Origin of the sequence: Sphingomonas sp. PvP018 (assembly GCF_017876865.1) — a bacterium.
Taxonomy (GTDB): Bacteria; Pseudomonadota; Alphaproteobacteria; order Sphingomonadales; family Sphingomonadaceae; genus Sphingomonas; species Sphingomonas aerolata.
The window spans coordinates 520,097-544,939 of the sequence record NZ_JAGIOU010000001.1; the positions used below are offsets into that span (position 1 = coordinate 520,097).

The 24,843-nt window shown below is 64.7% G+C and carries 36 protein-coding genes; 22 read left to right on the top strand and 14 right to left on the bottom strand.

Going from position 1 to position 24,843, the window contains the following annotated elements:
- The first annotated feature begins 38 nt into the window (after positions 1 to 38).
- A complete protein-coding gene (purF, locus tag J3A66_RS02115) occupies positions 39 to 1,496 on the top strand; it encodes an amidophosphoribosyltransferase (RefSeq protein ID WP_037527979.1) in 1,458 nt (485 codons plus the stop codon).
- A 17-nt stretch (positions 1,497 to 1,513) separates the two neighbouring features.
- On the top strand, positions 1,514 to 2,224 hold the full coding sequence (locus J3A66_RS02120) for an SDR family NAD(P)-dependent oxidoreductase (RefSeq protein WP_056675647.1): 711 nt from the start codon (positions 1,514 to 1,516) through the stop codon (positions 2,222 to 2,224).
- Between the two features lie 24 nt (positions 2,225 to 2,248).
- Here the strand turns inward: J3A66_RS02120 and J3A66_RS02125 are convergent, their stop codons facing one another.
- The 3 genes from J3A66_RS02125 to J3A66_RS02135 are packed head-to-tail and all read right to left on the bottom strand — an operon-like array spanning position 2,249 to position 5,857.
- Positions 2,249 to 3,496 carry a cyclopropane-fatty-acyl-phospholipid synthase family protein gene (locus J3A66_RS02125; protein ID WP_166747448.1) on the bottom strand — a complete coding sequence of 416 codons (1,248 nt, stop codon included), beginning with the start codon at positions 3,494 to 3,496 and terminating at the stop codon, positions 2,249 to 2,251.
- A gap of 57 nt (positions 3,497 to 3,553) precedes the next feature.
- Positions 3,554 to 4,918, bottom strand: coding sequence for a deoxyribodipyrimidine photo-lyase (locus tag J3A66_RS02130; RefSeq protein ID WP_209566766.1), 1,365 nt, complete (start codon positions 4,916 to 4,918; stop codon positions 3,554 to 3,556).
- A 9-nt stretch (positions 4,919 to 4,927) separates the two neighbouring features.
- Positions 4,928 to 5,857 (bottom strand): histone deacetylase, encoded by a 930-nt coding sequence (locus J3A66_RS02135; protein ID WP_166747530.1) that lies wholly within the window; start codon positions 5,855 to 5,857, stop codon positions 4,928 to 4,930.
- Between the two features lie 215 nt (positions 5,858 to 6,072).
- Here J3A66_RS02135 and J3A66_RS02140 point away from each other — a divergent pair, with 215 nt between their 5' ends.
- The 5 genes from J3A66_RS02140 (at position 6,073) to J3A66_RS02160 (ending at position 11,125) form a co-directional block, all read left to right on the top strand.
- Positions 6,073 to 6,567 (top strand): RNA pyrophosphohydrolase, encoded by a 495-nt coding sequence (locus J3A66_RS02140; protein ID WP_209570346.1) that lies wholly within the window; start codon positions 6,073 to 6,075, stop codon positions 6,565 to 6,567.
- Between the two features lie 122 nt (positions 6,568 to 6,689).
- On the top strand, positions 6,690 to 7,565 hold the full coding sequence (locus J3A66_RS02145; RefSeq protein ID WP_342366300.1) for a DUF481 domain-containing protein: 876 nt from the start codon (positions 6,690 to 6,692) through the stop codon (positions 7,563 to 7,565).
- 38 nt (positions 7,566 to 7,603) lie between these two features.
- Positions 7,604 to 8,809 (top strand): hydrolase, encoded by a 1,206-nt coding sequence (locus J3A66_RS02150; RefSeq protein ID WP_209566769.1) that lies wholly within the window; start codon positions 7,604 to 7,606, stop codon positions 8,807 to 8,809.
- A gap of 10 nt (positions 8,810 to 8,819) precedes the next feature.
- Positions 8,820 to 9,863, top strand: coding sequence for an arginine N-succinyltransferase (locus J3A66_RS02155; protein ID WP_209566770.1), 1,044 nt, complete (start codon positions 8,820 to 8,822; stop codon positions 9,861 to 9,863).
- The gene (locus J3A66_RS02160; protein WP_209566772.1) at positions 9,863 to 11,125 is read left to right on the top strand and encodes an N-succinylarginine dihydrolase; all 1,263 of its coding nucleotides are present in this window, start codon (positions 9,863 to 9,865) and stop codon (positions 11,123 to 11,125) included. Before J3A66_RS02155 ends, J3A66_RS02160 begins: the two co-directional genes overlap by 1 nt.
- A 55-nt stretch (positions 11,126 to 11,180) precedes the next feature.
- On the opposite strand, the gene J3A66_RS02165 is transcribed toward J3A66_RS02160, so the two are convergent.
- Positions 11,181 to 12,185 (bottom strand): tyrosine-type recombinase/integrase, encoded by a 1,005-nt coding sequence (locus tag J3A66_RS02165; protein WP_192097179.1) that lies wholly within the window; start codon positions 12,183 to 12,185, stop codon positions 11,181 to 11,183.
- Entirely contained in the window at positions 12,175 to 12,405 is a 231-nt protein-coding gene (locus tag J3A66_RS02170) for a hypothetical protein (protein WP_037527986.1), read from the bottom strand. The genes J3A66_RS02165 and J3A66_RS02170 overlap by 11 nt, the downstream gene beginning before the upstream one ends.
- Before the next feature lie 274 nt (positions 12,406 to 12,679).
- Between J3A66_RS02170 and J3A66_RS02175 the strand changes: the two genes are divergently transcribed.
- Positions 12,680 to 12,922 (top strand): hypothetical protein, encoded by a 243-nt coding sequence (locus J3A66_RS02175; protein WP_183937573.1) that lies wholly within the window; start codon positions 12,680 to 12,682, stop codon positions 12,920 to 12,922.
- 332 nt (positions 12,923 to 13,254) lie between these two features.
- Entirely contained in the window at positions 13,255 to 13,476 is a 222-nt protein-coding gene (locus tag J3A66_RS02180) for a hypothetical protein (protein ID WP_146163707.1), read from the top strand.
- A 235-nt stretch (positions 13,477 to 13,711) separates the two neighbouring features.
- Here the strand turns inward: J3A66_RS02180 and J3A66_RS02185 are convergent, their stop codons facing one another.
- The 8 genes from J3A66_RS02185 to J3A66_RS19185 all read right to left on the bottom strand — a co-directional run bounded on the left by J3A66_RS02185 (position 13,712) and on the right by J3A66_RS19185 (position 17,092).
- Positions 13,712 to 13,969, bottom strand: coding sequence for a hypothetical protein (locus J3A66_RS02185; protein ID WP_209566774.1), 258 nt, complete (start codon positions 13,967 to 13,969; stop codon positions 13,712 to 13,714).
- On the bottom strand, positions 13,966 to 14,100 hold the full coding sequence (locus tag J3A66_RS19400; RefSeq protein WP_281064158.1) for a hypothetical protein: 135 nt from the start codon (positions 14,098 to 14,100) through the stop codon (positions 13,966 to 13,968). Before J3A66_RS19400 ends, J3A66_RS02185 begins: the two co-directional genes overlap by 4 nt.
- The gene (locus J3A66_RS02190) at positions 14,097 to 14,441 is read right to left on the bottom strand and encodes a hypothetical protein (RefSeq protein WP_056408202.1); all 345 of its coding nucleotides are present in this window, start codon (positions 14,439 to 14,441) and stop codon (positions 14,097 to 14,099) included. The genes J3A66_RS19400 and J3A66_RS02190 overlap by 4 nt, the downstream gene beginning before the upstream one ends.
- On the bottom strand, positions 14,431 to 14,721 hold the full coding sequence (locus J3A66_RS02195; protein WP_209566776.1) for a hypothetical protein: 291 nt from the start codon (positions 14,719 to 14,721) through the stop codon (positions 14,431 to 14,433). The genes J3A66_RS02190 and J3A66_RS02195 overlap by 11 nt, the downstream gene beginning before the upstream one ends.
- Complete coding sequence (locus J3A66_RS02200) at positions 14,718 to 15,179, bottom strand: hypothetical protein (protein ID WP_056408198.1); 462 nt, start codon at positions 15,177 to 15,179, stop codon at positions 14,718 to 14,720. Before J3A66_RS02200 ends, J3A66_RS02195 begins: the two co-directional genes overlap by 4 nt.
- Positions 15,176 to 15,544 carry a DUF1364 domain-containing protein gene (locus J3A66_RS02205; protein ID WP_245336669.1) on the bottom strand — a complete coding sequence of 123 codons (369 nt, stop codon included), beginning with the start codon at positions 15,542 to 15,544 and terminating at the stop codon, positions 15,176 to 15,178. Before J3A66_RS02205 ends, J3A66_RS02200 begins: the two co-directional genes overlap by 4 nt.
- Positions 15,545 to 15,854: 310 nt before the next feature.
- Positions 15,855 to 16,406 carry a hypothetical protein gene (locus J3A66_RS02210; protein WP_209566778.1) on the bottom strand — a complete coding sequence of 184 codons (552 nt, stop codon included), beginning with the start codon at positions 16,404 to 16,406 and terminating at the stop codon, positions 15,855 to 15,857.
- On the bottom strand, positions 16,406 to 17,092 hold the full coding sequence (locus tag J3A66_RS19185; RefSeq protein WP_245336670.1) for a S24 family peptidase: 687 nt from the start codon (positions 17,090 to 17,092) through the stop codon (positions 16,406 to 16,408). The genes J3A66_RS02210 and J3A66_RS19185 overlap by 1 nt, the downstream gene beginning before the upstream one ends.
- 99 nt (positions 17,093 to 17,191) lie before the next feature.
- Here J3A66_RS19185 and J3A66_RS02220 point away from each other — a divergent pair, with 99 nt between their 5' ends.
- Positions 17,192 to 17,407, top strand: coding sequence for a hypothetical protein (locus J3A66_RS02220; protein ID WP_209570578.1), 216 nt, complete (start codon positions 17,192 to 17,194; stop codon positions 17,405 to 17,407).
- An 18-nt stretch (positions 17,408 to 17,425) separates the two neighbouring features.
- On the opposite strand, the gene J3A66_RS02225 is transcribed toward J3A66_RS02220, so the two are convergent.
- Entirely contained in the window at positions 17,426 to 18,031 is a 606-nt protein-coding gene (locus J3A66_RS02225; protein WP_209566780.1) for a hypothetical protein, read from the bottom strand.
- A 134-nt stretch (positions 18,032 to 18,165) separates the two neighbouring features.
- On the opposite strand from J3A66_RS02225, the gene J3A66_RS02230 reads away from it, so the two are divergent.
- The 12 genes from J3A66_RS02230 to J3A66_RS02285 all read left to right on the top strand — a co-directional run bounded on the left by J3A66_RS02230 (position 18,166) and on the right by J3A66_RS02285 (position 24,623).
- The gene (locus tag J3A66_RS02230; RefSeq protein ID WP_209566781.1) at positions 18,166 to 18,369 is read left to right on the top strand and encodes a hypothetical protein; all 204 of its coding nucleotides are present in this window, start codon (positions 18,166 to 18,168) and stop codon (positions 18,367 to 18,369) included.
- Positions 18,359 to 18,796: a hypothetical protein gene (locus J3A66_RS02235; protein WP_209566783.1), complete on the top strand. Its 438-nt coding sequence runs from the start codon at positions 18,359 to 18,361 to the stop codon at positions 18,794 to 18,796. The genes J3A66_RS02230 and J3A66_RS02235 overlap by 11 nt, the downstream gene beginning before the upstream one ends.
- Before the next feature lie 53 nt (positions 18,797 to 18,849).
- The gene (locus J3A66_RS02240; RefSeq protein WP_209566785.1) at positions 18,850 to 19,071 is read left to right on the top strand and encodes a hypothetical protein; all 222 of its coding nucleotides are present in this window, start codon (positions 18,850 to 18,852) and stop codon (positions 19,069 to 19,071) included.
- Complete coding sequence (locus J3A66_RS02245) at positions 19,068 to 19,244, top strand: hypothetical protein (protein WP_209566787.1); 177 nt, start codon at positions 19,068 to 19,070, stop codon at positions 19,242 to 19,244. Before J3A66_RS02240 ends, J3A66_RS02245 begins: the two co-directional genes overlap by 4 nt.
- Positions 19,234 to 19,764: a hypothetical protein gene (locus J3A66_RS02250; RefSeq protein ID WP_209566789.1), complete on the top strand. Its 531-nt coding sequence runs from the start codon at positions 19,234 to 19,236 to the stop codon at positions 19,762 to 19,764. Before J3A66_RS02245 ends, J3A66_RS02250 begins: the two co-directional genes overlap by 11 nt.
- The gene (locus tag J3A66_RS02255) at positions 19,761 to 20,834 is read left to right on the top strand and encodes a hypothetical protein (protein ID WP_209566791.1); all 1,074 of its coding nucleotides are present in this window, start codon (positions 19,761 to 19,763) and stop codon (positions 20,832 to 20,834) included. Before J3A66_RS02250 ends, J3A66_RS02255 begins: the two co-directional genes overlap by 4 nt.
- Before the next feature lie 76 nt (positions 20,835 to 20,910).
- Positions 20,911 to 21,240, top strand: a complete 330-nt coding sequence (locus J3A66_RS02260; protein ID WP_209566793.1) for a hypothetical protein — start codon at positions 20,911 to 20,913, stop codon at positions 21,238 to 21,240.
- Positions 21,240 to 22,004: a DUF1376 domain-containing protein gene (locus J3A66_RS02265; protein ID WP_209566795.1), complete on the top strand. Its 765-nt coding sequence runs from the start codon at positions 21,240 to 21,242 to the stop codon at positions 22,002 to 22,004. The genes J3A66_RS02260 and J3A66_RS02265 overlap by 1 nt, the downstream gene beginning before the upstream one ends.
- Positions 21,979 to 22,518: a hypothetical protein gene (locus J3A66_RS02270; protein ID WP_209566796.1), complete on the top strand. Its 540-nt coding sequence runs from the start codon at positions 21,979 to 21,981 to the stop codon at positions 22,516 to 22,518. Before J3A66_RS02265 ends, J3A66_RS02270 begins: the two co-directional genes overlap by 26 nt.
- A 30-nt stretch (positions 22,519 to 22,548) precedes the next feature.
- Complete coding sequence (locus tag J3A66_RS02275) at positions 22,549 to 23,127, top strand: hypothetical protein (RefSeq protein ID WP_209566798.1); 579 nt, start codon at positions 22,549 to 22,551, stop codon at positions 23,125 to 23,127.
- Positions 23,124 to 23,915, top strand: coding sequence for a hypothetical protein (locus J3A66_RS02280; RefSeq protein WP_209566800.1), 792 nt, complete (start codon positions 23,124 to 23,126; stop codon positions 23,913 to 23,915). The genes J3A66_RS02275 and J3A66_RS02280 overlap by 4 nt, the downstream gene beginning before the upstream one ends.
- Before the next feature lie 387 nt (positions 23,916 to 24,302).
- A complete protein-coding gene (locus tag J3A66_RS02285) occupies positions 24,303 to 24,623 on the top strand; it encodes a hypothetical protein (RefSeq protein ID WP_128082055.1) in 321 nt (106 codons plus the stop codon).
- Positions 24,624 to 24,843: the final 220 nt, after the last annotated feature.

Here is a 24,843-nt window from a genome sequence, read left to right on the forward strand (position 1 = left end):
CGACTATAGGGCATGCTCCGCACGACGTGAGACCCGGCATGCTGACCACAAACCCTTATGATGACGACAAACTCCGTGAAGAATGCGGGGTGTTTGGCGTCTCGGCCACCGACGGCGCGGCGGCGCTCGTCGCCCTGGGCCTCCATGCGCTGCAGCATCGCGGGCAGGAAGCCGCCGGCATAACGACGTTCGATGGGGCGCATTTCCATACGCACCGCGCGATGGGGCATGTCGCCGGGAACTTCGATCGCGACGACGTGATTCGCGCACTGCCGGGCACGGTCGCCTGTGGGCATGTCCGCTATTCGACGACGGGCGAGACCGCGCTCCGCAACGTCCAGCCGCTGTACGCCGAGTTGTCGACGGGCGGTTTCGCGATCGCGCATAACGGCAATATCTCGAACGCGATGCGGCTGCGTCGTGAACTCGTCCGTCGCGGTTCGATTTTCCAGTCGACCAGCGATACCGAGACGATCATCCATCTCGTCGCGACGTCGAACTATCGCACGCTGCTCGATCGCTTCATCGATGCGTTGAAGCAGGTCGAGGGTGCCTATTCGCTCATCGTGATGACGCCCGAGGGCATGATCGCCTGCCGCGATCCGCTGGGCATCAGGCCGCTGGTCATGGGCAAGCTTGGCGACGCGGTGATCTTTGCGTCCGAGACGGTCGCGCTCGACGTCGTTGGCGCAACCTTCGTCCGCGCGGTCGAGCCGGGTGAGCTCGTGATCGTCCAGGGATCCGAGATCCGCTCGATCCGCCCGTTCGCGCCGATGGCGGCGCGGCCGTGCATCTTCGAATGGGTCTATTTCTCGCGCCCCGATTCGATCGTTGATGATCATTCGGTCTATTCGGTGCGGAAAGCGATCGGGGCTCAGCTCGCGATCGAATCGCCGGTCGATGCCGATCTCGTCATCCCGGTCCCCGATTCGGGCACACCCGCGGCGATCGGCTATGCCCAGCAGTCGGGGATTCCGTTCGAGCTCGGGATCATCCGCTCGCATTATGTCGGTCGCACCTTCATCTCGCCGGGCGACAAGGTCCGCCATCTCGGTGTGAAGCTGAAGCACAACGCCAACCGCGCGCTGATCAAGGGCAAGCGCGTCATCCTCGTCGATGATTCGATCGTCCGCGGCACGACCTCGCTCAAGATCGTGCAGATGATGCGCGAGGCGGGCGCGGCCGAAGTCCATATGCGCATCGCCAGCCCGCCGACCCGTCACTCCTGCTTCTACGGCGTCGACACGCCGGAGCGCGCCAAGCTGCTCGCGGCCAAGCTCGATCTGGGCGGCATGACGGGCTTCATCCACGCCGACAGCCTCAACTTCATCTCGATCGACGGGCTGTACAAGGCGCTCGGTGAGGCCAAGCGCGCGGATATCCGACCGAAATATTGCGACGCCTGCTTCACCGGCGATTACCCGACCACGCTGACCGATCATGACGAGGGCGCCGAAGTCGATCAGTTCGCGATGCTCGCCGAACGCGTTATCTGACAAGTCCTGGAGCTAGAATGACCGACAAGCCTCTCGAAGGCCGGCTTGCGCTGGTCACCGGTGCAAGCCGCGGCATCGGCGCCGCCACCGCGATCGCGCTCGCTGCAAAGGGCGCGCATGTGGTTCTGACCGCGCGCACGCCGGGCGGCCTCGAAGAGGTCGAGACGGCGATCCATGACGCCGGCGGCTCCGCGACGATTGCGCCGCTTGACCTCGCCGAGAGCGAGGCGATCGGCCGGCTCGCAAGTGCGATCGGGGATCGCTGGGATGCGCTCGACATCCTCGTGCTGAATGCGGGCATGCTGGGATCGCTGTCGTCGGTCCCGGCGATCGATCCGAAGGAAATGGCGCAGGTCCTCACGCTCAACGTCAGCGCGCAGGCGGCGATGATCGCCGCGTTCGATCCGATGCTGAAAAAGGCGAAGTCGGCGCGCGTGATCGGTGTCACGTCGAGCGTCGGCCGCAAGCCGCGCGCTTATTGGGGGCTCTACGGTGCCTCGAAGGCGGCGTTCGAGACGCTGCTCGGCGCTTACGGGGACGAGATGGCCGAGATCAGCGGCATCCGCACCGCGATCGTCGATCCCGGCGCGACCCGCACCAAGATGCGCGCGCGTGCCTATCCGGGCGAGGATCCGAACTCGGTCAAGGATCCGCAGGTCGTCGCCGACCGCATCGTCGCGCTGGCTGTCGACGGGTTCGAACCCGGCCATTTCGAGCGCGTCGCCTAAATCCTTCCCTTGCGGGGCGGACGATTAGCGTCGCTTCACCAGCGTCACCTGTGCGACGTCGATACCGCCACCGCGGAACCCGCCCTCGCAATACATCAGATAATAGCGCCACAACGCGACGAACTTCGCGTCAAGCCTTGCCGGCAGACGCCCTTGCGCGACGGCGGCGTCGAACGCGACCCGCCAACGCCGGCATGTCTCTGCATAGTGCAGCCCGAAGCTGCGTTGATCCTCCCACGTCAACCCGCGCGCCTCCGCCAGAGCGCGGAACCGCGGCTCGGACAGCAGCATGCCGCCGGGAAACACGTAGCGCTGGATGAAGTCGACGCTCGTCGAATAGGCTCCGAAGATTGCATCGTCGATCGTGATATATTGAAGCGCGGCGCGGCCGCCGGGTTTCAGCGCCCGCGCGACCGCGTCGAGATAGGCCGGCCAATAGGCCTCGCCCACCGCCTCGACCATTTCGATACTGGCCACCGCGTCATAAGTGCCGACGACGTCGCGGTAATCGGTCAGCGAGACGGTCACCCCGGTCAGCCCCGCCTCGGCCATCCGCGCGTCGACCTGTCGCTTCTGCTCGGTCGACAGGGTGAGACCGTGCACGTCGACACCGGACTGCGCGGCGAGGGCCGCGAAGGACCCCCAGCCGCAGCCGATCTCGAGAATGCGATCGCCGGGCTGCGTACCCGTCCTGTCCAGAATCGCCTGGAGCTTCGTCGTCTGGGCATGCTCGAGCGGTTCGGCCTCGCTGATCGGCTCGGCGAACAGCGCGCTCGAATAGGTCAGGCTGGGATCGAGCCACGTCTCGTAGAAGTCGTTGCCGAGATCATAGTGCGCGGCGATGTTGCGCCGTGATCCCGTGCGGTGGTTGCGTCGCATCCAGTGCCACGCGCGAGCCGAGAGTCGCGCAACCCCGCCAGATCGCGCCGTCCTCCCGAGCGATGTCCGGTTGCGCATGAACAGGTCGAAGAGCGGGACCGGATCCGGACTGGACCAGTCGCCCGCGGTCCAACCTTCATACCAGCCGACCGATCCGGCCGTTGCCAGCCTTACCAATGCCCGCCAGCGATGGACGGTAACGATCGGCATCGGCCCGGGTGCACGCCCTCCCAGCAAACGGCGGGTGCCGTCGGGCAAGCTTGCCTCAATACCGCCGCTCTCGAGCCCTGCATCGATCCGGTCGAGCAGGCGGTGGAATATCGGCGCGGTCAGGCGTGCTGCACTGGTTGCGCGCCCTGTAGCGGCATTGTCAAAGGCGTGGGCGGCGGTCATCGCGGCGCTCCATGCAACAGCGTCGCCACCTAGGAAAGAGGCGCGTGCCAAAAGGCGTCAGCGCGCGTGCCGCCCCGCCTCGAGTGCGCGCTCGCGTGCCTCGCGGTGACCGATGATCTTGGCCGGATAGTCGCGCGGCCGACACCCGGACTCGTCCGGGTCGTGGATCGCGTCGCCCGTAACCTTGGCGAGTTCCGGCACCCATTGTCGGATATAGTCGCCCGCATCGAATTTTTCCGATTGCGACAGCGGTGCCATGATCCGGCCGAACATGTTCGAATCGACCCCCGTGCCCGCGACCCATTGCCAGTTGACCGAATTGTTGCCGTAGTCGGCATCGACCAGGCAGTCCCAGAACCAGCGTTCGCCCTCACGCCAGTCGAGCAGCAGATGTTTGACGAGGAAGCTCGCGGTGATCATCCGGACGCGATTGTGCATCCAGCCCGTCGCCCAGAGCTGTCGCATCCCTGCATCGACGATCGGATAGCCCGTCCGACCGGTCTGCCACGCCTTCAAATCGGACGCCGCCGCCTTGCCGGTGCGCCATGGCAGCGCATTGAACGCCGGCCTTCCGTTGCGGCGGCCGTAATCGGGGAGCGCCAGCACCACGCCTTGCGTGAAATCCCGCCACGCCACCTCCTTGCGGAACGTCGTGACGTCGTCGCCATGCCCTGACACGGCATGCCAGACCTGGCGGGGACTGATCTCGCCGAAATGAAGATGCGGCGACAGCCGGGACGTCCCTTCGGTCGAGGGGATGTTGCGGTCGTGGTCGTAATCGTCGGCGACGTCCGCGAACCGCGCCACCGCCTTCCGCGCTGCATCCTCCCCGGGGCGCCAGTCGGAGAAGCCACCCGACCAGTCGGGTTTGGTCGGCAACAGCTTCCAGCTCTTCAGTGTGTCCGATTCCGGCCACGTCGCCGGCGCGTCGATCTTGCGCGGCATCGCCACCGGTTCCGGCGGCGGCATCATCTGCGACAGTGCTTTCCAGAACGACGAATAGACGCGGAACTGCCCGCCTGCTCCGGTCGTCACGCTCTCGACCCGGGCCAGCTGGTTGCCGTCGTGGAGGCAGATTGCGTCGCCGAGCGCATCCTCGGCCTTGCGCCACCACGGCTCGTACTGGCGCGTCGCGAACACGCGCTCCGCGCCCGTTTCCGTCATCAGCGACCGGAGCGCCGAGACCGCATCGCCGCGCCGCAGAACGAGGCGGGAGCCCTTCTTGTCGAGCGACTTGGCGAACGCCTCGAGGCTGTGATGGAGCCACCAGCGCTGGGCACCGCCGATCGCCCAGTCGCCGGGCGCGTCGTCATCGAGGATATAGACGGGGATCACCGGCCCTTCCTGCGTAGCGGCGACGAGCGCCGGGTGATCATGCAGGCGAAGGTCCTGGCGAAGCCAGAGAAGTACGGGTGTTGTCATCGCCTGCTGCTACACTTTGGAGGCCGTTGCGGTTCCCTTGGCATCCTCGAATGCCGCACCAAGTGTCATGATCGCAGTGACATGGCGCTCGGCAATGGCGAGCGCATCGTCGCCATAGCCGCCGCCGACGGTGCTCGCGAGCGGGATGCCGCGCTCGATCGCCAGCCGCGCGATCAGGCGTTCGCGTCGTACCAGTCCGTCGAGCGTCAGCGACAGCCGGCCGAGCCGGTCTCCTGCAAAGGGATCCACACCCGCCTGATAGAGGATCAGGTCGGCGCCGAAGGAGTTGAGCAGCGGGACCAGCGTCTCTTCCAGCGTCGCCAGATACTGGTCATCGTCGACGCCGTCAGGCAGCGGTACGTCGAGCGTCGACTGCGCTTTTCGAACCGGAAAGTTCTTGTCCGCATGGATCGAATAGGTGGCGATCCCCGGCCGGCCCGCGAGCAGGGCGGCGGTGCCATCGCCCTGATGGACGTCGCAATCAACCACCAAGACCCGCTCGACGCTGCCCTCCTCGACTAGGCGGACCGCAGCGACGGCGAGATCGTTGAACACGCAATAGCCCGCGCCCGTATCGGCAAGCGCATGATGACTGCCGCCCGCGGTGTTGGCGGCAAAGCCGTGGCGCAAGGCAAGGACTGCTGCGACCCAGGTGCCGTCAGGAACGATCGCGGCGCGGCGGGCAACGGCGGCGCTGACCGGAAAACCGATCCTGCGTTCTTTCAAGGGCGGCACGCGGGCTTCAAGAACCTCGGCGACATAGCCCGGCTCATGGACCGCCTCGAGCCATTCGCGCGGCGTCGCGCGCGGCTCGTGCCAGGCCACCGCGCTGCCATGCGCGCGCAGCAGATCGCGGATGAGCCCATTCTTGTTCCAGCGATAGGTCGACCGGGCGGGCGCCGGGGTCACATAATCGGGATGGTGGACGACATGGATCATCGCGACCGACCGCACGATTGATCCGCGCCGATCGTCGACGGTGCGGACAAACGCCGCCACTTCACCAAGGTCCGCCTCATCCCCCTGCTCCTATCATACGCCACCACCATGTCCTTCGCTCAACGCGGAGTCCTTTCGGAGGATGCATGATCGCGTGCCGCCGCTCGACCGTCTTCGGGCTTGCGGACGGTCAGGAAACACTCGAATGGGCAGGGATGACCGATCCGACCACTCTGCCCTATCGTCCCTGCGCGGGCATCATGCTGATCAACGGAGCGGGCCGGGTGTTCGTGGGCCGCCGCAGCGACTCGACGCTCGACGCCTGGCAGATGCCGCAGGGCGGGATCGACCCCGGCGAGGACCCGGAGACCGCGGCCCTTCGCGAACTGGGCGAAGAAACCGGCGTCTCGCCCGACAAGGTCACGCTGATCGCGCAGGCACCGGGCGAGTTCGTCTACGATCTTCCCCCCGAACTTCTCGGCAAGGTCTGGAAGGGCCGGTGGCGCGGCCAGCGGCAGCGCTGGTTCCTCTACCGCTTCCACGGCGGTGACGGGGATATCGCGATCGACACCGAGCATGCGGAATTCGATGCCTGGCGCTGGATCGACCCCGCCGAGCTCCCGGCAGTGATCGTCCCGTTCAAGAAGCACCTCTACAAGGAGGTACTTGCCGCCTTCGCGCCACATCTCGGCGCAAGCGGGCCGCGCTGAACCGTTCCCAACGCGGCGTGGTGACGCTACGGAACCCTGTGTGCCGATCCAGCCCCTCCTCCTGTCGCGATTTTGACCCGATTATGCGCTGTTTCCGTCTCCCGCTTCTCGCCGGCCTCCTGGTGACGGCATTGGCCCCCGCGCCCGCCATCGCCCAGACCGTGATGATTCCGGAAAATATCCGGGCGATGCTCGATGCCGCACTCGATGCGGGTAATGAGAGCGATGTCTCGACGATCGTCAAATATGCGCGCGCGGCCGACCCGCTCAGCGGCGACGCGGTTCTGGCAATCGCGGAAAAATGGAAGGCCGATCGCGCCGCCCAACGCACACAGGTCATCCGTCAGGCGAGCTTCCTCGACCTCTGGAGTGGCCGGGCGGAAGTCGGCGGCTATCTCACCACTGGCAATTCCGACACGGCCGGCGGTACGGCGGTCGTCGACCTGACCCGCGAGGGCCTGCGGTGGCGGCAGAAATTCCACGCCCAGGCGGACTACCAGGAAAACCAGAATGTCGCCGTGCGAGAGCATTATCTCGCCTCCTACGAACCCAACTACAAGATCGACGACCGCGCCTATATCTATGGCGCGGCGCAGTATGAAGGGGATCGGTTCCTCGGCTATAACAACCGCTATTCGGTCTCGGTCGGCGGCGGGTACAGCGTGCTGAAATCGGCGAGGACCAAGCTCGATCTCGAATTGGGGCCGGCATATCGGAACACCGACTTCACGGACAACACGAACCAGAGCGCGATCGCCGGACGCGGGACGCTAAATTTCAGCTGGCGGATCACCAACGGCCTGTCGGTTACCCAGGTTGCGTCTGCCTATGTCCAGCGGTTCAACAGCACGCTCGGTGGAACCACCTCACTGACCGCGAAACTGATCGGTCCGCTCTCGGCTTCGCTGTCCTATGCCGTTCAATATGAAAGCGAACCACCGGCGGGATCGATGACGACCGACACGACCAGCCGCGCCGCGCTGGTTTACAGCTTCTGACGGTTCCCCCCCGCGCCGCGCGAGGCTAGTGTCGGGGGATGAGAGGACTTTCGCACGACGAAACAGGCGCGGTCGCCAGGCTTGATGCGGCCGCGATGCTGCAGCAGGTGGAGCGCTGGACCGCGGTCAACAGCGGCACGCGCAACCTTGAGGGGCTGGCGACGATGGCGGGCCTGCTCGGCGACGCGTTTTCGTGTCTTCCCGGCGATATCACACTCGTCGAGCCCGAACCGGCCGATAGCGTCGCGACCGATGGCACCGTAAACCCGCTGGACCACGGCCGGCATCTCCATCTTCGCGTTCGCCCGGATGCCGCGATGCGGATGCTGTTCACCGGTCACATGGACACGGTCTATCCGCGCGACCACATGTTCCAGACGTTGCGGCATCTGCCGGATGGCACGATCAACGGACCCGGGGTCGCCGACATGAAGGGCGGGCTTGCGGTGATGCTGGCCGCGCTCAAGACGATCGAGGCCAGCCCGCTGGGTCGGCGGATCGGGTATGACGTGGTGATCAACTCGGACGAGGAAACCGGCTCCTTCTCGTCCGCCGCTCTTCTCGCACGCGCGGCGCAGGGAAAGATCGCAGCGCTGACCTACGAACCGGCGCTTGCCGACGGCACGCTGGCCGGCGCACGCGGTGGCACGGGCAATTTCTCGATCACCGTCCGCGGCCGGAGCGCACACGCCGGCCGCAATCCCGAGGAGGGCCGCAACGCGCTGGTTGCGGCCGCCGATATCGCGGTCCGGCTGTCAAAGGTCCGCAGGTCCGGGCTGTCCGTCAATCCCGCAAGGATCGATGGCGGCGGACCCAACAACGTCGTTCCCGACGTCGCCGTTCTTCGCATCAACTTCCGCCCGGCGACGCGCGAGGACATCACCCAGGCCCGCGCGCATATCGACGCCGTCGTCGCGACGGTGGCGGCCGAGCATGACGTCCAGATTGCGGTCCATGGCGGCTTCAATCGTCCGCCCAAGCCGATCGATACGGGGGCCGCGCAATTGTTCGCGCTGGTCAAGGCGAGCGGCGCGGACCTGGGCCTGGACATCGCCTGGAAAGCGACCGGGGGCGTGTGCGACGGCAACAACATCGCGGCCGCGGGCGTGCCGGTCGTCGACACCATGGGAGTCCGCGGCGGCGCGATCCATTCGCCGGACGAATTCATGATCCCCGAGAGTCTGACCGAGCGGGCGGCGCTGTCCGCGGTCACCATCCTGCGAATCTGCGAGAACGGCTTATGAGGACGCATCTGTGAGTTTCCGGATCCGCGCGGCGGTCGATAGCGACCTCCAGCCCTTGTACGAGATGGCCAAGCTGACCGGTGGGGGCTTTACCAACCTGCCCCCCGATCGCCGCGCGCTGCGCGCCAAGCTCGAACGCAGCCACGCCGCTTTCGCAACGACCGCGCCCGCCGAAGACGGCGTGGTCAGCGACGAACTGTTCGTCCTTGTCCTCGAGAATTGCGAGACGGGGGAGGTCCGCGGCACGTGTCAGCTGTTCACGCATGTCGGTCAGAGCTGGCCCTTCTACAGCTACCGGATCGGCACGCTGACGCAGCACAGCCGCGAGCTCTCGCGAACCTTCCGCGCCGACATGCTGAGCCTCGCCACCGATCTCGAGGGGTCGAGCGAGGTCGGCGGGCTGTTTCTGCATCCGGGCGAGCGGGCCGGCGGGCTGGGCCTGCTGCTCGCGCGCAGCCGCTATCTCTTCATCAAGGCGCATCGCGCCCGATTCGCCGACCGGATCCTGGCCGAGCTTCGCGGGATCATCGACGAGGCGGGTGGTTCGCCGTTCTGGGACGGTCTGGCGGGGCGGTTCTTCGGGATGAATTTCCAGGACGCCGATCAGTTCAATGCGATCAACGGGCATCAGTTCATCGCCGATCTGATGCCGAAGCATCCGATCTACACCGCGATGCTGTCCGAGACCGCGCGTGCCGCGATCGGCTTGCCACACCCCTCCGGCCGGGCGGCGATGCGGATGCTCGAGAATGAGGGGTTCGCATTCGAGAATTATGTCGACATCTTCGACGGCGGGCCGACGATGACCGCGCGCACCGACAAGGTCCGGTCGATCGCGGATGCGCGCACGGCCCAGGTCGTGACGATCGCGGACACCCTGCCCGCCAGCGACGTCACGACCGAAGCGCTGGTCGCGACGGGTACGCTGGCGGATTTCCGGTGTGCGTTCGGCGATATCCGCCCGGTGGCCGATGGCATCGCCCTCTCGCGAGGCTGCGCAGCGGCGCTGGACGTCAGCGAAGGCGCATCCGTCCTCCATGTGGCGCGCCTCTGATGCGCGGCGCCAACCTGGTCGAGATCAACTTCGACGGCCTGATCGGTCCCAGTCACAATTACGCAGGACTGAGCCCCGGCAACCTGGCCGCGACCCGCAATGCGGGTGCTGTCGCACGGCCCCGCGCCGCTGCGCTGCAGGGGATCGCTAAGATGCGCGCGAACCTCGACCTCGGGCTGGTGCAGGGCATTCTCGTTCCTCACCCCCGCCCCGACCATCGCTGGCTCGATTCGCTCGCGACCCGGTATGCGGACGCACCCCGGCATCTGCAGGCGCAGGCGATGTCGGCCTCGGCGATGTGGGCGGCCAATGCCGCGACCGTATCGCCCGCCCCTGATACCGCGGACGGGCGCTGCCACCTGAGCGTCGCGAACCTCGGCACGATGCCGCACCGCAGCCACGAATGGCCAGCAACACTCGCACAGCTGCGTATCGCCTTCGCCGACCCGGCCTTTGCGGTGCACCCGCCCGTCCCGCTGCCGTTCGGCGACGAGGGCGCGGCCAACCACATGCGACTGTGCGAAGCCCACGGCGCACCGGGCGTCGAGATCTTCGTCTATGGCGTAGCCGGCGGCCCGTTCCCCGCGCGCCAGCACCGCGAGGCCAGCGAGACGATCGCGCGCCGGCACGGGCTCGACCCCGCGCGGACCCTGTTCGTGCGCCAGTCGGATGAAGCGATCGCGGCGGGCGCGTTCCACAACGACGTGGTCGCCGTCGGCAACGAGACCGTGCTGTTCGCGCATGAACAGGCCTTTGCCGACGCGGACCGCTTCTATGAGGATCTGCGACGGCTGATGCCCTCGGTCGAGATCGTCGAGGTGCCCAGCGCCCGCGTCAGCCTCGAAGATGCAGTCAGCTCCTATCTGTTCAACGCGCAGCTCGTCTCGCGCGCCGCAGGCATGACGCTGATCCTGCCCGAGGAAGCCCGCGGCAACGGACCCGTCTGGCGCTGGCTGGGCGAGCATATCGCGGGCAATGGACCGATCCGCGCACTCGAGATCGTCGACGTCCGCGAATCGATGGCCAATGGCGGCGGCCCCGCCTGCCTGCGCCTGCGGGTCGTCGCCGATCCCCGGACGGTTGATCCCCGCTTCCTCGTTGATCACGCCATCCTTGACCGTATCGCCGGCCTCGTCACCGAGCATTGGCCCGAGACGATCGACGCGAATGCGATCGGCGACGCGGCACTCGTCGCCCGGATCGAGGCCGCGCATCGTGCCTTGCTCGAGGCCCTCGATCTTGTCGGGTTAATTGACAGATAACCCGAGATGGCGGAATTGCGTGAGTCGCGAGCACAGTTTTCCACTGTTTGTACGTTCACGGTTTGCTCTCCCACCGCGCAAGGGCGGCATCGGCGAGCGTCGATTGGTTGCGCTGTCGGGCGTAATGCTCGACCATCTGCAGCGATTGGCCGCTGACCGATGCGGTCTCGGCGGTTGAGCACCCGGCCTCGAGCAGCGCGATCACGGCGTTCTTGCGCAGGCCGTGCGGTACGCTGGGCGCGCCGGCAGCGGCCGAGAAAGCCTTAAGCATCTTGCGGGCGTTGTCGTCCCGCAGCGGCGCGCCGCGCGGCGTCCGGCATATCGCCCCCTCAACCCGCTCGTGCTTCGCAAGCTCCGCGCTCAGCGCGCTATGGACCGGGATGCTTAGCCGCTTTTTCGTCTTGTCTTGGCGGACCTCGACGCGATCGGTAGCAACATCCGACCAGGTCATTCTAAGCACGTCGCCGAGGCGCTGCGCGGTGTAGTAGAGCAGATGCGCCAGCAGGCGCACCGTGGGGTCTTCGGCGGCGAGAACCGCGCGCAGCACATGCTGCGGCCAAGGCTCGTGTTCCCCGCCATCCATCATCGTAATTCCGTCGCACGGGTTCTTCGCGATGTGCTCGCGATCGACAGCCCAGGCGAACAGCGCGCCGCTTGTGCGAAGGAAGGCGTTCGCGGCACCCGGCGTCGCAGCCATCTTGTCTAGCACCGTCCGCATGTCGCCGCGGGTGATCCCATTGACCGGGGCGGTCGGCAGCGCGCGCTCTAAGCGGCGAAGATAGATGTCGTACAGCTTGCGCGATGTCGGCGCTAAGGCACCGTAGGCGGCCCCGCGCTGGTACATGTCGACGAGAACCGGGACCGTCACGAGGGTCGCCTTCGTCTTCCGATTGCGGTGGCCCATCAGCGCCGCATAGCTGCCCCCGAACTCCATTGACCGGAGCGGCGGCAGGCGCGTCATCAGCCGCTTGCCGTCGACCACCTTGCCGGTGTCGAAATACAGGTACTCGCGGCCCTTCGACCGCACCCGCTTTACATATTTAGGCAGGTCATGCGGCAAGGCCCGGCTGATCCTTCCGCCAGTCGTTGGCCCCACTCGACATCTCGTCGAGGCTCGCGTCGAGTGCGGCGCGATCCCAACGCGGCCCGCCCGACATCGCGACCGACCCCGGCAGCCGGCCGGCGAACACCTCCGCGTCGAACTGCTGCGGCGTGAGCTCGCAGTATTTCGCGGCGTTCGCCCGCTTGAGCATGCGCGGCCAATACGGCGCTGCGCTCATCGGTTCTGTCCTTCTTGATCTGTAAAGTGAGCTTTCACGGCGAGACCAGCGGCTGCGGGACCCAGCGGTGAGGGTTTTTGGGTGGCATGAACAAGGCCCGCCCTCCGGGGCGATAAGCGCACCATGTCAACTGCACGCCACGATGTGCAGCGTGCTACGGTGCTGAGTGTTCACCGGCGAAATATGCCGTCTCCGATCCTTCGTATGATCAATGGCATAGCGGCGCCGATGTGGTATGATGACCAAACGCGGGACGTTTTTAGGAATACAATAAATGGATTTCCCGTGGACCGAGGCCGCAACATTGGTGCGGATGCCAGCAGCGCAAAAAGACGACGAAGGAAACGAGCTTCTGTTCGAGGGGTCGTTGCTATTAATGGCCCAAAAGGTTCGGGCTATGAAGCCGCTTGAACGGCGCCATCTAAAAATCTCCCTTCCCGATAGAATAGTGCGACCGCACACCTTCAAAGACGGTTCGCTCGCCGCCCTGATTGACGACATTCCCGTGGTGGGGTGACAATGTGCGTTTTCGATTGGCGCAACGGCGATTTGATTAATCGCATTTGAAGTGCCTAGCGAGCCGTCACATGTGCCGAGCCTGTCCTGCCATCCAGCAGGACTCGTCTTGAGGTCGCCATGTTTTCTTTGATTGCACTTTATCTGGAATATCGCAGGACGAAGGCGCGAGGCGGTACAGCTCGTGTCGTATCCGCGACTAACACAGCTGTTGCTGCCAATGACCTCGGCGCGTCGCAAACGGCCGCCGACGCAGCGTAAATCTCGACGGACGCTGACGCGGCGGTTCCGCGGCGCTAAAGCAGCTCTTTGGACGACCATAGAGGCACTACCATGGCAGCGACGATCATCACTCCCAGCGGCACTGGTGCGATGGAGGCCGGACTCGTACTTGACGAGGAAGGCAGCCGGTTCGTCGTCCTGACGTTCAAGGAGCCACAGGGCGAACCGACGCTCGTCACGTTTACAGTTCCGGTTTTTCAGAACTACGTCGAGCATCTGGTTCGAACGGCCAAGGCCGCTAACGAGGATGCCAACTGGGGCATTCCGGGCTGAGTATCTCCGCCGTGGTATCATGCCGCGATTTTGTGGAAACGGCGTGACGGTACGGCGACCTGCAACAGACCCCGCGGTACGTTCAGCGTGATTCAGTCCCCCGCTGCCAGTGTGTGCTGCCCGATCGCCATATTCTTGGCTCCCACCGGCGACGCCGATCGAGATCGGGGCGCGCGCGGCGCGGACGCTGCGGTCGAACGCGGCTTGGTCCACGCCGTTCGCCATGTCGGCTACATCAACCACCGTGGACCGCCAGATTGGTTGGCTGCGCGCCAGCCTCGACAGCGCGCAACAAAGGAACGGACGTCCGGAGGGGGCGGACCGAGGTAGTCGGGGAGAGGGGCACGAAGCCAGGCCGATCGTTGCCGCGCAGGGCGGTCATGATCTGGGGCCAGCGGTGATAGAGGTCGTCGACGAAGATCACGGCCGCGATGATCGCGATCACGCCGAGACACGCCCAGCCGGCGCCGTACATGAACAGGTTCCAGGTCATGGGCGATCTCCAAGGGTGAGGATGGCGATCATCAGGTCGATCAGGATCTCCGCGGAGACGATGCCCATCAGATCGGGGATTGGGGGAAGCGGTGCGCGCAGAGCTGCGCCAGCGGGGTCGAGGTAGCTCACTGCCCCTGCCCTTCGGCCGCGGCGCGGATCGCCTGCCCCCATGCGTGGCTGGAAACCTGCGGATCGATCGGCTTGGCGACCTCGTAAGGCGCGCCCTGCTCGATGATGGCGGGGTGCACGATGCCGACCTTGCGCTGCTCGACGGCCTGGCGCTTCAGCGTACCGGGCACCCATGCGGGCTTGCGGGGCGCCCTGAGCCGGCACACGCCGGGGATCTGGACCGTCCGACCCGCGGCCAGCGACGCCAGCACGGCACCGAACACGCGTTCGGCCATGTCCTGCGCATCCTCGGCAGCGATCCCCGATTCTGCGATCGCGGTGATGAGGTGCTTATCGACCATGAACAATGTCCAGCCACTGGGTTGCGCCCGCGGGCGTGATGATCTTGGCGCGGCGCCCGTCCCGCGTGATCGCAAGACGCGGGAGGACGAGCTCGACAGCCTTGGGCGGCATCGTCCAATCGTCGGGGTTCTGCCGCGGGCGGCGCAGGACAGCCGCAGTCGGGACCGATACCGGATCCCGCCCCTCTTTCATCAGCGTGCCGATCTGCTCGACCGTCCAGCGCGAGGTCGGGTGCGGGGTGCCCTGCCACAGCGACGAGGGGGTGATAGCCTGCGTCATGCTGCGCTCAATTCGATGTAGCGGGTGACGGCCTCGGCGGCCGAGACGCGGACTGCGAGGGTCCGCATGCGAAATTCCGTCTCGACCTTGTCGGCCTCGGCTTCGAGGCGCTCGCGCTCGGCGAGCTCGCCCATGTCGCGCACCATGGCCTTGATCATCGCCGGGGTCGGTTTGCGGCGAGTGCGAGCATGGAGGATCCACGCGACTTCCGTGACCAGCAGCAGCGCGCGGGCGCCGAGGTGGTGGTCCTCGGGCACAAGCTGCAGCTTCTCAGCCTTGCCCCGCAGGTTTGCCCACAGCTCGGCCCGCTCGTGCTTGATCGCGGCAAAGTGCTTGTAGCGGTCGACCGCGGCGGTCAGCATCTGCTGGTCGAGCGTGCGGAGGCGCTGCGCGACATAGCGAAACTCGGTGATCGCGGTATCGAGGTCCGGATCGCAGGTCATGCTCGGGCCGGTCATGCTGCGACGCCCAGCGCGCGATCAGCCTGCGCGGCGAGGATTTCGCGGCACAGCGGGCTCGCGTGAATGAACTCGACGATTAGGCGCTCATAGTCGATGCCAGCCCAGAACGATCGCTCGCCCATGGCATGCTGCGCGTCGGCGCGCGGGCCCCTGTGACAAGCAGAGCAAAGGCTTACGGTGCGCCAGTCATCCGGCTTCTGACCCATGCCAGCACTAGACCCGATACGGACGTGCGCGGCCTCGACCGACCTCATCGAACCGCATTTGCAGCAGGCGAAGCTGGCAACGAACGTGCGGTGACGCTTCGATATCCAGCGGCTGGCGCGCTTGGACGCCTTCGGAATGCGAGCGGGCAAGGCCATTACGCGACCACCCGGCAAGCTACGATGTCAGACTTGGCCCCCTGATGGATCCAGCAGTCACTGTAGACATGCGCCGGAACGCCGATGGCGGGGTTCGCCAGCTCCGCTGTGTGGCGGTCGCGATCGAACCGAAACTGCACGTGGACGCGCGCAAGATCCGAGACAGGGCACCCTGCCCCATCGCACTCGATCCAATCTGTGGAAGCCTGCTCGGCCACGATCGTCTCCCAACATGCCGGAATGGCCTGTTGGGCTTCGTTAGTAGGACATGTCCTACGGTGTCAACAATTAAGTAGGACGTGTCCCACCGCTAAAAGTCGGCAGGTAACTTTCGGTTTTCTCGCTTGACGATAGCTGTGCTCGCAAACCTGAACGCGCCTTCGCCGATCGTCGCTCCGGCTGACTGGAAAGTCGCTATCCCGTCGGAAAAGCACCACGACGCCGTCTCTCTGGTGAACTTCGCGCCATACAGGTTTTGCACCTCGCCCGATGAAGTGGCGCACGGATCGCCATATCGCTCTGTCAGCGCGGATCTAACGTCCGAGGCGACCTTGCTACCGAACGACAGCCGCATCTCCGAGAAGCCGGTCTCTGCGAACATTGCCTCACCGAAAACCGGGATATCAGCAATCCGCATGTCCATTGGGAATGAGCAGTACAGCGTCGCCTCTAGCTTTTCGCAGCGGCGATATGCCTCCTTCGCTTTACCGGTCGGCCGCGGCGCTCCAACGTGGAGCGACCGGAAATGGAAAGGAAACTGCGCGCCTGGGCTTGCCGCCTGCGGAGCGGTTTGGCCGGCGGCCGTCGCGGCACTCACCGTGCCGCAGAGCAGGCAGGCAGTTAATCGCAGGCCTCGCAGCATCATACCCGCCTTCCGATGTAGATCACGCGCGCAACGATATTCACGAAATCGATGAATTCCTCGTCAGCCGGCACATTGGGGTTGTCCGAAAGTATCACCATTCGATCCCCCTTGACCCGCAGCCGTTTGATCTGGCCGATGTCGCCAATGGTGAACGCCCATAGCGCGTCTTGTACTGCCACGCGCCGCTGCGACCTATCGAGCAGCACTATGTCGCCGTCGTGGATCGTCGGCTCCATGCTATCGCCACTTCCCCGCGCCCAGGTCAGCAGCTCCGGGGGTGAATGTGTGATCGCTTCGAGCCAAGTCTTCGGAAAGCGGATCAAGTCGACGTTTACCGGGTTGTCGGTGAACGTCGCGCCCATTCCATACGCCAAGTCGATCTGCTGCACCTCGACCAAATCGTCGTCGGCGGACGCCGCCTTGTCGGCGACGGGCGGCTTGACCGCCGCGCCGTGGACCAGCTCCACCAATGTCTCTGGCGCTATGCCAAGAACGATCTCGACTGCTCGCAGCGTGCGTGGCTCAGGCTTCTTGCTCTTCCCGCGCTCGATGTCCCACAGTGGCTTGCCAGAGGTCTTCAGACGCTCCTTCAGAATCTTGTCGAGATGGTCACGCGCCTTGCCGCTTTCGTCGACGGCGGCTTTGACGGCCGCCTGCAGAGGGGACTGTTCGGGTTCGGACATGTAGGAGCCTTCCCACATTTCCGCTGCGCGCTGAATGCTAGGACGCGTCCTACATCTTCCACTTGACGGTAGGACGCGTCCTACGTACATGGTTGATCCATGGACACGCCACTTCCCCCGCTACCGGAGACGATCGAAGCGTTCCTGACGCTCCACGACATGGCTCCGGTCACGTTTGGCCGGTTGGCCGCCAAGGACCCGCACTTCGTACGCGACATCCGCGGAGGACGCCGGGTTTGGCCCGAAACCGATGCGAAGATCCGTGCCTTCATGGCGACGCATTCCCAGCCGATCGACCAGAAGGAAGCGGCATGAGCGATTGGGCCCTGTGTCTTACCGTTGTGGCGCTGGTCGTTCTTTCGCCGTTGGCGAATGCGTATTCCTATCGGCAGATTTGCCGACTTGTTCAGATATTTGAGAGGAACCGCGCTGATCGGGGGCTGGATCGTGATTGATTGGGTACTGTCGCAGCGCGGCGTAGGCAGCAACGACGAGCGCGAGAACAGCGATTGCGGTCGCAAACCAAGAGGCGTTCTTCGCGCTTCGGGAGATGCGCAGGCTCTCTTCGGCATGTTCGTCGGCGCGCGCGTCTCGCAGATCGCGATGCTCGATCCGCATTCTCTCGGCTTCGGCCTCAGCTTCCTTCTCCGCGATCCACTCGCGCATGACCTCCAATTGGAAGGCGTTGTAGCCGGCGTTATCGATGAGATCGGCGCGCACCCGATCGAGGCTTTTGGTCGCGAGCTTTTCGCGGACCAAGGCTCTGATGGTTTGCCGCCTGGCGATGTCGCGTTCGAGAAGAGTGGCCATGTTGTCATCCTGCCAGTGCATGTGGAGTTCGCATAGATGCTGCTCACCCTCCCCTCCATGGAGCCGTCCCGCGTCGCTGGCGCCGCGACCGCGATTATCGCGATCGGCGCGCAGCGGTACGGTTTCCATGCTGCATCGGAACCTTCGTACATCGAGGCACCGGTCCTCGACGTCACGCATTGCACGGCCTGCGGTAGCCAAGCTGCAATTGCGGTTCGGTGCTGCCAGCAGCCGGTTTGTCCGTCTCGTGATCGGGAAGCCGCATGACAGTCCTTGGCATCATCATCGTCACGCTCGCCAGCGCGGGCCTCGTCTGGCTGGTGGACCTGTGCTGCCGCCATGAGCTGGCAATGCTCGAGCAGCGCGCGCGCAACGGCGAGGCGAACGGCTCTCGGGGCGGTGATCAGCTTCTCGGTTTCCATGACACCTCTTTCCTCGGTCTGGAGGGCAATGTCCGTGACGAATAGCTCGATGATTTCGCCGGAAATGGCAGAGGACGAGATCTGCAAGGCAATTGGCCTGCTGATGGGCCGCGGGCGGCAACATTCGGTGGAGGACGTTGCACTGGGCACGAAGATCCCAGCGCGCACCCTGTCGGCAATGATCGCCAGCGGCGGCGATCGCCGGTGCCCCAGCGGCTGCAATCTCCTGATCCTCGCCAGCTTCTTCGGCGTCGAGTTCACCGACCGGGTGCTGAGCGTCATCGGCCAGGGCGCGCGCGAGCTCGACCCGGCCGCCGACGCCCCCGCCATGGTGATCTCGAAGCTGATGACCGGTGCGGCCGAGTTCGCTCGCGCCGGCGCCGACGGCCGATATTGCCACGTCGATCGCGCCGAGCTGCGCGACGACGCGGTGATGATGATTCAGATCCTGGAGCCATTCGCGGCTCCCTGACGCCCTCTACGATCAACGAATAACACGCGGAAAACTCCGCAACGGAGATGACTATGGACGCGCTCAATAGCGCAGTGCCGGTTGAGCCCGGTTCTGCGGACGGTTCTTTGTGGCCTACGACAGACCACGCGCTGCTTATCGCCGCGTTCCGGAAGGCGTCACGCGCTTGGAACGCTGACGGCGGTCCGATCGAGAAGACGGTCAAGGCTGGGGAAGACCTGTTCTTCGCCGCGCATTTTCTTGTCGAAGACCTCCTCGGCGAGCCGATCAAGTGAGCCGCGCCGACAAAGCCCAGCGCGACGCACTGCACCGTGAAGGCGTCCTCGCCGATCACGTGAAGGCCTGCATCGGCCCCCTCAACATCGAAACGCTCGCGCGATCCTACGCGCTTCCCGCCGAGCGCGTCCTCCAGATCGTGAAGCGCAATGGAGGTTCTCATGCAGAATGAAGGACGCCTGTATTCGCAGGTAGCGGCCGAGGCTGGCGTGTCGACCGAGAAGGCGATGGTCGCTTGCTACCTGTCCAACCTGTCCAAGCAGGGGAAAACGCTGGGCGAGGCGGCCGAGCTGATCCGCACGCCGCGTCATGCTGCCCGCGATTACGCGCGGGACTGGGGCATCTCGTTCTCGGATTACATGGCCTCGGCTCAGCCGTTGACGCTGACCTGGACGAAGCCGAAGCGCGGTCGCTGGGAACTGATGCTCGACGGCCTGCTTATCGCAGCGGCTGATGCGGACGGCGCGGGCGGATATACCGCTAGGCGCGGCCAACCGTTGGCGATCGTGACGTCCGGATCTGATGCGGAGATCGCGATCCGGCGGATGTCGGTCGAGATCGAGCAGCGTTCACTTGAGATCTTGGGTTGCGATGACGTCGTGATCGAGATTGACCAGGCGGGCGAGATCAGTCGCATGGCGCCGAAGCCGGCTGCGGATCCGATGAAGCTTCGCCGGGCGCTCGCCGCATGACGACGCTGGGGAAGCGCCTGCACCGTGGAAAGCAGATGGCACTGCACGGACCATTGCTCGACCGCGCGGTCCATCTGTTTGATATCGACGGCCTGTCAATGGAGGCAGTGGCGCGCGAGATCGGCATGAGCGCGCCGACGGTGCAGAACGCCGTCTATGCCGCCCTTTGCGCCAAACGTGGTCATCGCCCAGCAGAGCGCGACGGCAATGGCTACCTGACGACGGTCGGCCGCGATCGGCTGCGCGAGCTTCTCCGCAAGGGAATGAAGCACGTGGACATCCAGATCTACCTCGCGGTCAGCGCCGGAACGGTGAGCAACGAGCGCCGCGCGTACAGCGCCGACCTCAAGCTGCGCGGCAAGCGCCCGTTGCCACTCCCGAATCACGGCGAGGCGTATAGCGGCCTGCGGATCACGAATGCCCAGCGCAAGGAGGTCGAGGCTCACTTGCTGACCGGCCTGGGCAGCACCAAGGTCTCGGCCCTGACTGGCGTATCCAAGACGGTTTGCGTCCGCATCCGATTGAAACTGGTGGCGCGCTTGAAGCGCAAAGGCAAGTTGCTGGCCGGATGTGACGCCAATGGCCGCCGCGTCAAGCTGGTAGACCAAGCCGCGCGCGTCCCCGACGCCGACATCGAGCGCTTTCGGGCGCTCCTGTTAGACCAGGTGCCGGTGAAGCGTGCGGCACTGATGGCGAACATCGGCTCGAGTAGCGCCTATAGGCTGCGGGATGCTTTCCGCGCCGAGCTCGCATCGCGCGGGGAGGAATTGCCCGGGATCAAAAAGCTGGGCCGCGTTCATGGCCCGATCGCGGACGCGCGCGCCACCTGGCTTCCCAAAGGCCGGAAGAACTATGTCCTATACCGCGGGAAAATGGCTGAGACCGGCGGCAATGCCGCACTAGCTCGCAAACTGACTGTGCTCGCCATTGCCGAGCGTGACGGCGACGATCCTTATCTTGCTGAGCAGTTCGACCGCATGAAGCGCGGCGCGGGCCTCGTCGAGCGGTTCAACTATCGCCGCTCCGATCCCTCAATGACACTCGGCGGTGTTTCGGCGGGGATGCTCTGACATGCCGACCGCAACTCTTGACCGAGCCTCAGAAGCGGCCCGCCTAGCGGCCCTCGCGGCTGAGTTGGATGGAGCTATGATCGAGCGTGCTGATGCACGTCGGCAGCTCGAGTCTCAGACGCTTGCAAAACGTCAGGCGTCTAAGCGAGCCGCAAAGGCGGCTCACGTTACACACCTGCTGTCGGTCCCGCGCATGGCTGGGCTGATGAAGGCTGGCGTACTGCTGGGCAGCGCCGCGGCGCTCGCGGAAGCGATGAACATCGAACCCCGCAGCCTGCGCGCGAAAACCGGCGCCGAGCGCGGGATCTCGTGTGACGATCTCCGTGCGGCGGCTGACGCGCTCGACGCGCGCGCCGCGGTGATGATCGAGCATGCCGCCAAGCTGCGCGCCGAGGTGACCACATAATGACCCGTCCCGTTTCAGCTTGGATGCCGCTCTACGTGGGCGACTATCTGGGCGACACCCAGCGCCTGACCACCGAGCAGCATGGCGCGTACCTGCTACTGATCCTCGACTATTGGCGCAACGGCCCCGCACCCGACGACGACGCGGTCCTGCAGCAGATTACCAAGTGCGACACCAAGACGTGGAAGAAGCATCGGCCTGCCATGGCTCGCCTGTTCAAGGTCGCCGACGGCGAGTGGCGCCACAAGCGGATTGACGCCGAATTGGCCTCGGCTGCGACCAATGCCGAGCGGCGATCAAGAAAGGCCAAATCGGCTGCCGAAGCACGCTGGGGGCAATCCTCGAACGGTGCTCCAAGCAATGCTCGGAGCATGCCCGGAGCATTGCTTGGAGAATGCCCGCCACAATCACCTTCACCCAAGAAGAATTCCGATACTGACGTATCGGGCGCCGCAGCGCCGCCAAAGATCGCCGATCCCGAGAAGGTCATGTTTGATCAGGGCAAGGCGCTGCTGGCTGAAGCCGGGATCGTGAACGGCAAGGCCGGCACCCTGCTCGGCAAATGGAAACGAGACCACGGCGCCGAGGCGGTGATCGTCGCGCTCGGCAAAGCTCAGCGCGAAGGCGCAATCGACCCCATCAGCTTCATCGAAGGATGTTTTCGAAATGGCAAACGACCTGACCAGCAGCGGCGCCCCGGTAACGGAATGCTCGATGCCATCATTGACGCCGAGCGTGATGACCGTGCTCGTTCGGGCTTTTGAGCCCGGCGCGGTGTTCAGTACCCGGGATATCGCGTTGATCGAGCCAGTCGCGCGTGCTGTCGCATTGCCGCAGCCTGCGGACGTGCGTTGCGTTCGGCAGTCGCTGGGCGGGCTGGCAGCCGCCCTACCCAGCCAAGCGACCGACGTCGTGAAGGGCCAGCTCAAGCTCGCGACCTATCAAACCATGCTCGAAGGGTGCGACGAGCGCGCCCTCTCCTATGCCTGCCGCCGCTGCCTTGACGAGCTCGACTGGTTTCCCACGGTGCACCAGCTGAAAGAGCGCATGTCCAAGTGGGTCAGCCCAGAGGATTCGGCCATCCGCCGCGCGCGCGCGATCATGCGCACCGGCCGCCGCGAGGTGGCCGCGGACGCGCCCTCGATCACCGCCGGACAGATCCGCGCGATGAAGCCGGACTTGCGCAGCATGGGGCTCGCCGCTGGCTTCATCACCCAGGATCAGATCGACGATGCGCTTGCCGAGATCGAGCAGCCTCCCGAGCAGATGGCAGCATGACACATACCTATAAGAGCGAGGGTTGAGACGATGGGGCGGGCAGCAAAGGCAAGCACGAAGATCAAGCGGCAGCCGAAGACGCTGGCGCAGCGTATGGCTGAGGCAGTGACAGCTAAGGGAGAGGCGATTGGCGCCCCGGCGATTCAGATCGCGCGGGGCATGCACGCTATCGTGGACGTGCCGCTGCGGGATGCGGGCCGCGTCGTAACCGAGCACACGCTGATCAATCGGGGCGGTACGCCGGTCGCGCGCTGGAAGGCTGCCAAACTGCTGTCTGATAGCCAGGTCGCAGCGATAGACTACTGCGAGACGCTATGGTCGCAGCTGGGCGGCAAGGCGCTAGTCATGGACCTAGCCCGCATCCCCGGCGCGGGGCATGGCGACGGCTGGACAGAGCAGCAGGCCCTCGACGATCTCAAACGTATAAAGGCGTATTTCCCGGTGAAGTATTGGAGCGTCTTCGAAAACGTTTGCCGGTTTGACGAGCCAGCAGGGTTCGCTGGGTCCGGACTGACGCAAGTTCGCGCCGAGCAGGCAGCAGTTGCGCGAACGACCGTCCAGTTTGTAGCGGATATCGTGGCCATGAAGGAGAGGCTATTAACTGGGTGACGTACAACGTTGAATTGATAAGTAATAATGCTACGGCTAGTTCCTTCGTGACGGGGGCTTCGACTGCATTGACAGAGAATACTCATTATCAAACGCTGGGGGTCGAATCTTCGGCTACCCGGGAGGAAATTCGGCAGGCCTGGCTTCGGCGAACACAAGATATCCGCAAGGGGTCTTTACCTCCTGCGGAGCAGACGGCGCCTCTGCAGATCATCAACGAAGCGTGGGAGTGGTTTAAGACCCAAGAGCGACGAACGGCATACGACGCACATCTACGCGCCGAAAAAGAAAGGACGGCACGGCGAGACGCAGATATCGCCGAGCAAGCCAGACGCGCCGAAGCAGAAAAGGTCACGCGGGAGACCGCTGCCCGGGCACAGCAGTCGACCCAGACATCAACCAAGGAATCTCTCCAGTTTGCTGGTTACCGTCACCGATCCGCCACTTGGTCGGGCGCGATTGCAGCTTCGGCGAGACGGCATTGGAAGTTCGGCCTTGGCGTTACTTTTCTTTACGCCGTTGCGTTGGTCTCACAGCCGAGCAGCCGAGGTAAGTCCGTGCCTGAAGCAGGAATGCCAGTTGTGACCAAGGCATCTGCAAATACCAGCAGACGGGTCAAGGCGCCCGTGAGGAAGGCGAGAAAGAAAGTCGCACCGAGCCGGCGGCGGGCTAGCTTCGATGCCAGCCAAGACGCAACAGAGATGAACCGCAGAGAGCTCAACCGGATCAAGGACGCATCTCAGGGAGCGCCTTCCCCTTATCGAACTGCGCCAGATTATACACGTTGACATAGAATCTGCCGCATCGTATCTGAATAACCAGTTGTTAGAGCCGCGCCCGCAAGGGTTGCGGCTCTTGCTGTATGTGAAGGTCTAGATGGCCGCACCGCAATTGCGGCTCACCACAGCTGACCATGCCGAGGCGATCGTCTCGCGGCTATTTCGGTTTCCAGAAATGTGCGCAGCCCATCGCGTCATCTTGGTCGCAGCAATCCGCTTATCGAGGATGTCGAGCAGCTGGCGCAGAATCTTCGAGAGCGCGTTGGCTAGCCACCCTCATCCCCTCACGCAGGGGCCATGCTCCGAGCGATTGTCCCACGGTGTGGTCAGATGCGACGTTACTTTGTGCGTTGATGTGGCCTAAGCTTGTAGGCCCACTACGCTCAGGAACTTTGTATGAAGAACGTCGTCAGTCTGGTTCTCGCATCCATCTTAGTTGCCGCTCCGGCGCACGCGCAGACGGTTAACGACGATGTCCGGTGCCTGGTTGTAACCAGTGCCGTCGGCGAGCAGGCCGAGAACGAGCCAACGCGGAAGGTCGCGAATTTGACGGCGGCGTTCTATATGGGGCGGCTGGATGGACGAGTTCCCGCAACTGTTGCTGCAGCCCTCAAGTCTCAGCCGGCTGTCGCTGGAACCGCCGCGCTGGGAATTTTTAAAGCCTGCGCCGCGAGGGCACAGGGCGCACAGGCGCGCTTGCGCGCAGAATCTCGGTGATTTGACGGCGCCAAGTAATTGAGCGTGAGATGAGGTGCGGAATGGGAGGAGCGGCGCGAGGCGCCTTCAGCTTCACCACCGCTGACCATGTAGAGGCTATCGGCATACCCGTGCTGCGGATCGCCGAGGAGATGTCGAGCGGGTCGCGCCCTCAGGGGCGCAGTGAGCGCTTGATCGACCAAGCAGAGCAGGCAGCAATCGACCTGCGGGCCGCCGTACG